7 protein-coding genes are annotated in these 7,610 nt (G+C 70.0%); 3 read left to right on the forward strand and 4 right to left on the reverse strand.

The features are described from left to right. Window positions 1-1,038: YifB family Mg chelatase-like AAA ATPase (locus tag D180_RS14275; protein ID WP_017913335.1), on the reverse strand; the 1,038-nt coding region annotated here is incomplete at its 3' end. A 13-nt stretch (window positions 1,039-1,051) separates the two neighbouring features. Continuing rightward, the gene (locus tag D180_RS14280) at window positions 1,052-1,321 is read right to left on the reverse strand and encodes an accessory factor UbiK family protein (protein WP_010341857.1); all 270 of its coding nucleotides are present in this window, start codon (window positions 1,319-1,321) and stop codon (window positions 1,052-1,054) included. 176 nt (window positions 1,322-1,497) lie between these two features. Here D180_RS14280 and D180_RS14285 point away from each other — a divergent pair, with 176 nt between their 5' ends. Next, entirely contained in the window at window positions 1,498-1,836 is a 339-nt protein-coding gene (locus tag D180_RS14285; protein ID WP_010341856.1) for a P-II family nitrogen regulator, read from the forward strand. A gap of 159 nt (window positions 1,837-1,995) precedes the next feature. Here the strand turns inward: D180_RS14285 and D180_RS14290 are convergent, their stop codons facing one another. Together D180_RS14290 and speE are read right to left on the reverse strand one after the other, a co-directional pair. Then, window positions 1,996-2,727 carry a hypothetical protein gene (locus D180_RS14290; RefSeq protein WP_017913337.1) on the reverse strand — a complete coding sequence of 244 codons (732 nt, stop codon included), beginning with the start codon at window positions 2,725-2,727 and terminating at the stop codon, window positions 1,996-1,998. 251 nt (window positions 2,728-2,978) lie between these two features. Next, a complete protein-coding gene (gene speE, locus D180_RS14295; RefSeq protein ID WP_017913338.1) occupies window positions 2,979-3,830 on the reverse strand; it encodes a polyamine aminopropyltransferase in 852 nt (283 codons plus the stop codon). Window positions 3,831-4,180: 350 nt separating this feature from the next. Here speE and speA point away from each other — a divergent pair, with 350 nt between their 5' ends. Together speA and D180_RS14305 are read left to right on the forward strand one after the other, a co-directional pair. Then, entirely contained in the window at window positions 4,181-6,070 is a 1,890-nt protein-coding gene (gene speA, locus D180_RS14300; protein WP_017913339.1) for an arginine decarboxylase, read from the forward strand. A 203-nt stretch (window positions 6,071-6,273) separates the two neighbouring features. Then, window positions 6,274-7,389, forward strand: coding sequence for an acyltransferase (locus tag D180_RS14305; protein ID WP_017913340.1), 1,116 nt, complete (start codon window positions 6,274-6,276; stop codon window positions 7,387-7,389). Window positions 7,390-7,610 lie beyond the last annotated feature (221 nt).

Here is a 7,610-nt window from a genome sequence, read left to right on the forward strand (position 1 = left end):
ACAGGGGTTCATCGCCGCCACCAGTTGGAAGCGCGCGGGAAACTCGGCGCTGCGCGCCGCGCGCGACACGGTCACCTGGCCCGACTCCAGCGGCTCGCGCAGCACTTCCAGCGCATGCCGGTTCCACTCGGGCAGCTCGTCCAGGAACAGCACGCCATGGTGCGCCAGCGAGATCTCGCCCGGGCGCGGATGAGTGCCGCCGCCGACCAGCGACACCGCGCTGGCGGTGTGGTGCGGTGCGCGGTAGGGGCGTTGCCGCCAGCGCGCCGGGTCCACGCCGCGGCCGCTGACCGAAGCGATGGCCGCGCTCTCCAGGGCCTCGGCTTCGCTGGCCTTGGGCAGGATCCCGGGCAGGCGCGAGGCCAGCAGGGTCTTGCCGCAGCCGGGGCTGCCGATCAGCAACAGGTGGTGATGCCCGGCCGCGGCGATCTCCAGGGCGCGCCGCGCCTGCGCCTGGCCGCGCACGTCGCTCAGGTCGGGAAAGGGGGCGGCGACCGTGGGCGGCGCGGTGGCCGCGGGCAGGGTCTTGCTGCCGTTGAGCAATCCACAGACTTCCAGCAGGGTGCGTGCGGTGTAGGCCTGCACGTGTTGCGCCAGTGCGGCCTCGGCGCCGTTGTCGGCCGGGACGATCAGGGTGCGCCCAGCCTGGGCGGCGGCCAGTGCGGCCGGCAGGACGCCGTCGACCGGGCGCAGTTCGCCGGTCAAGGCCAGTTCGCCGAGGAATTCGTACTGGCCGAGCACCTGCGGGTCGAGCTGGCCGGCAGCGGCGAGGATGCCCAGCGCGATCGGCAGGTCGAAGCGGCCGCCCTCCTTGGGCAGGTCGGCCGGCGCCAGGTTGACGGTGATCCGCCGTGCCGGAAATTCGTACTGCGCGCAGAGCAGGGCGGCGCGGACGCGATCGCGCGACTCGCGTACCGCCGCCTCGGGCAGGCCGACGATCTGGGTGGTCGGCAGGCCGCCGGACAGATGGACTTCGACCCGAACCGGAGGCGCAAACACCCCCGCGCGGGCACGGCTGTGCACCAGCGCCAGGCTCATGGTGGCGGGTGGATCAGGCGGTGGGGCTGGGCGAGGGCCCGCTGCGTGCCGCTTCCAGCGCGGCGACGCTGCGCTCCAGCGCTTCGAGCTTCTCGCGGGTGCGCAGCAGCACCGCGCGCTGCACTTCGAATTCCTCGCGGGTGACCAGGTCGAGCTTGCCCAGCCCGGCCTGCAGCGCGCTCTTGAAGGTGCTCTGCAGTTCGTCGCGGGATTGGCGCAGGCCCGGCGGCACCAGATCGCTGAGGCGGCGGGCGAGGTCGTCGAGATGGTTCAGGTCGATCATGGCTTTGCTCCGGCAGGTGGCGTCAGATTGCGGCACCGGAAAGGTCGGGACCATCGGGATCGGACGCGGCGCGCTGTCGGAAAATTCCGGCGTTGGGGGCGCGCGGTCATTGAACCCGACGGCCGTCGATCGCGCAACCGCGCTATCCTGAGGCCATTGTGATTGGAGAACGCCGCATGAAGATGATCATGGCCGTGATCAAGCCGTTCAAGCTCGACGACGTGCGCGAGGCGCTCGCCGCGCAGGGCGTGGCCGGCATCACCGTCACCGAGGTCAAGGGCTTCGGCCGGCAGAAGGGCCACACCGAGCTGTATCGCGGCGCCGAGTACGTGGTCGATTTCCTGCCCAAGGTGAAACTGGAAGTGGCGGTCAGCGAGGACCAGGTCGAGCGCGTGGTCGAGGCCATCGTCAAGGCCGCCGCCACCGGCAAGATCGGCGACGGCAAGGTGTTCGTCTACGACCTTGGCACGGTGGTGCGGATCCGCACCGGCGAACTGGACGCGGACGCGCTGTAACGCAGTCACCGCGCCTGCATCGCCGTGGCATGGACGGTGTCGTGTAGGAGCGGTTTCAGCCGCGATGGACGTTCCCGATAGAACCTGTCGCGGCTGAAGCCGCCCCTGCAGGCATGGCGGGCCAGTCGGGTGGCCCGCCACGCTGCGCCAGGCGCCGACTCAGACGCCGCCGTAGCCACGGCCGAGGGTGAGCCAGAACGTCGCCACCACCAGTACCGCCACGACGACCGTGGCGCGGCTGGACGGTAGCGGCAGTGGCGCGCGCGACCGGCGCGACAGCGCGATGACCACCAGGCCGATCGGTGCCAACAGGCCTTCCTGCGCCGCCTCGCGCAATGCCGGCAGCACCGGCCCTGCATGGAACAGCACGCTTACGCAGGCCACCGTGCCGGCAGTGGCGTAGGCCGCCAGCATTGGCCTGCCTTTCGGGAGCCACGGGGCGATGGCGCGCAGCGCCTGCAGATACAGCCAGGCACCGGCCAGTCCCATCCCCAGCCGCCAGACCCAGACCGGCTGCAGGGCGAGATCGCGCAGGACGAAGGCGAGGTCGCCGTCATCGGTGACCGCGGAGAACAGCAGATAGCCGGCGCCCCACAGTCCGTTGAAGGCGGCGATCAGCGCGAGCGCCAGGCGCGGCGTGTCCGCGCGACGGCGGCGTGCCGCCAGGATGCAGGCTGCGGCCACGCATAGATTCGCCAGCGGGCCGGCGGCATCGACGAAGGGGCGCCCGGGCTGGCAGCGGAAGTACACCGACGTGAGCCAGCGGACGGTGCCGCCGCTGCCCAGGCAGGCCAGGCCATGGCCCACCGCTTCGTGGGCGACGCAGGCGACGACGAAGCCGATCGCGGCCAGCGCGCACAGGGTCCACGGCGACGTCGTCTGGGAGCGCATGGCAGGCTCGCGGTGTGTGCGATGGAGGCCGGCGCATCGTCGCACGCGCCGGCCATGGCGTGCGGCATCGTTTGGCGCCTACAGCGCGCGATCGCGGCAACCGGCGAGGCGATGCCATGCGCGATGCAGCGCGCCCGTCGATACGGATACGCCCGCGTTGGGGCCGGCCTTGCCGAGGGCCCCGACAGCGCCGGCGATCCGCGGCATCGGCGCACGTCAGGCGCGCGCCGATGCCGAAGAGGACCGGGGGCTTAGCCGCCCAGCGCCTCGGCCACGAACGGCGGCAGCACCTGGGTGCCGGTGTGCAGGTGCGCGCTGTAGTAGCGGGTGGCGAACGGCTTGGCCGCGGCGTCGTCCTGGCGGAAGTCGAAGCCGCCCTGCTTGCGCGCCATGGTCACGCTCCACCAGCCGGTCGGGTAGCACGGCTGCGGGAACGGCACGGTGTGGAAGCTGGCGAAGCCGGCCTTGCCCATTTCCGTGCGCATCTCCTTGATCAGGTCCAGCAGCGCCAGCGGCGACTCGGACTGCTGCACCAGGATGCCGTCGTCCTTCAGCGCCTTGAAGCAACTCTCGTAGAAGGCCTTGTTGAACAGGCCTTCGGCCGGGCCGACCGGGTCGGTGGAGTCGACGATGACGATGTCCACGCTGCCGGCCGGGCAGTTGGCCATGTAGGCCACGCCGTCGTCGAACAGCAACTCGGCACGCGGATCGTTGTTGGAGTCGCACAGCTCCGGGAAGTACTTCTCGGCCATGCGCGTGACCTGCTCGTCGATGTCGCACTGGGTGGCGCTTTCCACGCCCGGGTGCTTGAGCACTTCGCGCAGGGTGCCGCAGTCGCCGCCGCCGATGATCACCACGCGCTTGGGCGCGGCGTGGGTGAACAGCGCCGGATGGCTGATCATCTCGTGATAGAAGAAGTTGTCGCGCGTGGTCAGCATCACCGCGCCGTCGATCACCATCAGCTTGCCCCAGTCGGTGGTGTCGTAGATCTCGATCTTCTGGAACGGCGACTGCACCTCGTCCAGCTTGCCGGTGATGCGGTAGCCGATGGCCGAGCCGGTGGGCTGGAAGTGTTCGATGTACCAGTTGTCGTTGGCGTTCATGGAATGTCCTAGGGAAAGCAAAAGAATGCAGCATTTCCTTCTCCCCCCGGGAGAAGGTGGCGCGTAGCGCCGGATGAGGGTCGGGCGCAGCCTCGTGCAGCCAAGCCACGCGATGCTGTCACCCACTCTCTCCGGATGAGGGCCGGGCGCAGCACGGGCAGCTGAGCTACCCGATGCTGTCGCCGCACCCCCCGGACGCGGCCCCGCGCACTCAAGCCACGCCAGGCGCCCGCGAACCCGGCCCGGCTCCACCAGGAGCCGAGGGCGTCGGAACGGCGCGGATTGTAACGGACCCCACGCGTAGCAGGGGTTACAATCCACGCCCTTTTTCCCTCAGCCGAGCCGCCACGATGAGCGATTGGTCCCTCGACCAAGCCCGCAAGACCTACTCGATCCCGCATTGGGCCGACGGGTACTTCGACGTGGACGCGGCCGGCCGGGTGGTGGTGCGGCCGCAGGGCGCCGACGGCGTGGCGATCGCGCTGCCGGAGGTGGTGGACGCCGCGCGCGCGGCCGGGGCCAAGCTGCCGATGCTGGTGCGCTTCCCGGACATCCTCGGCGAGCGCCTGGGCAAGCTGCAGGCCGCCTTCGCCCAGGCCCAGGCCGACTGGGACTACAGCGGCGGCTACACCGCCGTGTACCCGATCAAGGTCAACCAGCACCGCGGCGTGGCCGGCACCCTGGCCAGCCACCAGGGCGAGGGCTTCGGCCTGGAGGCGGGCAGCAAGCCGGAACTGATGGCGGTGCTGGCGCTGTCGCGGCCGGGCGGGCTGATCGTGTGCAACGGCTACAAGGACCGCGAATACATCCGTCTGGCGCTGATCGGGCGCAAGCTCGGGCTGCAGACCTTCATCGTCATCGAGAAGCCGTCGGAGCTGAAGCTGGTGCTGGAGGAGGCGCGCGCGCTGGACGTGAAGCCGGGCCTGGGCGTGCGCATGCGCCTGGCCTCGCTGGGCGCGGGCAAGTGGCAGAACAGCGGTGGCGACAAGGCCAAGTTCGGGCTGTCGCCGCGGCAGGTGCTGGACCTGTGGAAGACCCTGCGCGACACCGAATACGCCGACGCGCTGAACCTGCTGCACTTCCACATGGGGTCGCAGATCTCCAACGTGCGCGACATCGCCAACGGCATGCGCGAGGCCACCCGCTATTTCGTCGAGCTGTCCAAGCTGGGCGCGAAGATCAGCCACGTCGACGTCGGCGGCGGCCTGGGCATCGACTACGAAGGTACCCGCTCGCGCAGCTATTGCTCGATCAACTACGGCCTGCACTCCTACGCCAGCAACATCGTGCAGCCGCTGGCCAGCGCCTGCGAGGAGCACGGCCTGGCGCCGCCGCGCATCGTCACCGAGTGCGGGCGCGCGATGACCGCACACCACGCGGTGCTGATCGCCAACGTGTCCGAGGTGGAGCAGGCGCCGGAAGGCCGCGTGCCCGACGCGCACGACGACGAACCGGCGGCGATCCGCCACCTGCGCGAGATCCATGCCGAACTGGACCAGCGCCCGGCGGTGGAACTGTTCCAGGAGGCGCAGCATTTCCACGCCGAAGGCCTCAGTGGCTACGCTCTGGGCCAGATCGACCTGACCCACCGCGCGCGCATCGACGACCTGTTCTACGCCATCGCCCATGGCGTGCGGGCGCGGCTGAGCCATGAGGAAAAGAGCCACCGCCCGGTGCTGGACGAACTCAACGAGCGCCTGGTCGACAAGTACTTCGTCAACTTCAGCGTGTTCGAATCGATTCCCGACGTGTGGGCGATCGACCAGGTGTTCCCGATCGTGCCGATCGAGCGCCTGAACGAGGCGCCGGCACGGCGCGGCGTGGTCTGCGACATGACCTGCGATTCCGACGGCATGGTCAAGACCTACGTCGAGAACGAAAGCTTGGACAGCTCGCTGCCGCTGCACGCGCTGCGCCCGGGCGAAAGCTACCGCATCGGCTTCTTCCTGGTCGGCGCCTACCAGGAGATCCTCGGCGACATCCACAACCTGTTCGGCGACACCGACGCGGTGGAAGTGGCGGTGGATGGCGACGGCTACCGCATCGCCCAGCAGCGCCGCGGCGATACCACCGACGTGATGCTGGATTACGTCGGCTACCGCCTGGACGACCTGCGCGCCTCCTACGCCGAACGCGTCGCCGCCGCGCAGTTGCCGGCCGCGCAGGCCACGGAGCTGGCCGACGCGCTCGAGGCCGGCCTGACCGGCTACACCTACCTGTCGGACGAACCGCTGGGCTGACAGCGGCGACCCACGCAAGCCCCTCTCCCCCCGGGAGAGGGGTTGGGGTGAGGGCACGCCCGTGCACGCAATCTTGGGGTTGGCCGCCTGGCGCCGCGGCTTGCATCTTCCAGGCGCGATCGCTTGGGCGTCGATAGACGGCTGCTGCCGCAACCGGCGATGCAACCAGTAAGCTGCGCGCTCCCCACCGCCACCGTCCCACGATGCGCTATCCCGGCCTCGACCTGCTGCGCGCCATCGCCATCGTCTGGGTGATGTTGTTCCACTCCTTCGTGGTCGGTGGGCTGGGCCCGGATTGGGAGTGGCTGTCGCGCTATGGCTGGATGGGCGTGGATCTGTTCTTCGTGCTCAGCGGCTTTTTGATCGGGGGCCAGGTGCTGGCGCCGCTGGGCCGCGGCGAGCGGCTGCGCTACGGCGAGTTCTACCGGCGCCGCGCCTACCGCATCCTGCCGGCGTACGCAGTGGTGCTGGCGTTGTACCTGGCATGGCCCGGGTTCCGCGAAGCGCCCGGGATCGCGCCATGGTGGCTGTTCGCCAGTTTCACCCTCAACCTGGGCATCGACTACGCCAACCAGCAGGCGTTCTCGCATGCGTGGTCGCTGTGCGTGGAAGAGCACTTCTACCTGGTGTTTCCGCTGCTGGCGGCGTGGCTGCTGCGGCGGCCATCGGCGCCGCGTTTCGTGGCGCTGTGCGTGGCCGTGGTGCTGGCCGGCATCGCCCTGCGCAGTGCGATCTGGCTGCACGACAGCGCGCTGGATCGCATCGGTGCCGGGCTGCAGCGCAACTGGTTCATCGAGGATCTCTACTACCCCACCTGGAACCGCCTGGACGGCCTGCTGGCGGGGGTGGCGCTGGCGGTGCTGAAGACCTTCCGGCCGCAGCACTGGCAGCGGCTGCAGCGTCACGCCAGCGTCGTGGCGCTTGCCGGCATCGTGGTCTGTGCGCTGGCGATGTGGCTGTTCCGCGACCGCACCGGCCTGCTCGGCAATGCCATCGGCTGGCCGGTGCTGTCGTTGGGACTGGCGCTGCTGGTCGGCGCCGGCGCCTCCACCCAGGGATGGCTGGGGCGCTGCCGGGTGCCGGGCGCGGCCTGGCTGGCCGCGGTGTCCTACAGCCTGTACCTGAGCCACAAGGCGGCGTTCCATCTGACCCAGGCGTGGTTCGGCGCGCTGCTGGACGGGCGTGGACCGCTCGCCTTCGCCGGCTATGCCGGCATGGCGCTGCTGTTCGCGGCTGTCCTGCACTACGCGGTGGAGCAGCCGTTCCTGCGCCTGCGCGAGCGGCGCAGCGCCGCGGCTGTCGCGACCGCGCATGGTTGAACGCACGGTTTCCGATCTGCGCGGCACGTCCCGGTGAAGAGCGATGGCAATCCTTCAAGACCGTGGCCAGCGGCGGCGCCACATGCTCGCCGGCATCCTGATCGCCAGGAGGATGCCCTGCAAGGGCGGCAAGTAAGCGCGCGGGACGTCTCAGCCATCCCCGACCAGCGCTGCATGCGCTGCTTGCAGGCGCTGTTGCAGGATCTCCGCCAGCCGCGCCA

Source organism: Xanthomonas sp. SHU 166, from assembly GCF_000364685.1.
In the GTDB taxonomy this organism is placed as follows: Bacteria; Pseudomonadota; Gammaproteobacteria; order Xanthomonadales; family Xanthomonadaceae; genus Xanthomonas_A; species Xanthomonas_A sontii.

Coding starts and splice junctions, on each gene's coding strand:
- D180_RS14305 (WP_017913340.1), top strand. CDS start 6,274: ATGCGCTATCCCGGCCTCGACCTGCTGCGCGCCATCGCCATCGTCTGG.
- speA (WP_017913339.1), top strand. CDS start 4,181: ATGAGCGATTGGTCCCTCGACCAAGCCCGCAAGACCTACTCGATCCCG.
- D180_RS14290 (WP_017913337.1), bottom strand. CDS start 2,727: ATGCGCTCCCAGACGACGTCGCCGTGGACCCTGTGCGCGCTGGCCGCG.
- speE (WP_017913338.1), bottom strand. CDS start 3,830: ATGAACGCCAACGACAACTGGTACATCGAACACTTCCAGCCCACCGGC.
- D180_RS14280 (WP_010341857.1), bottom strand. CDS start 1,321: ATGATCGACCTGAACCATCTCGACGACCTCGCCCGCCGCCTCAGCGAT.
- D180_RS14285 (WP_010341856.1), top strand. CDS start 1,498: ATGAAGATGATCATGGCCGTGATCAAGCCGTTCAAGCTCGACGACGTG.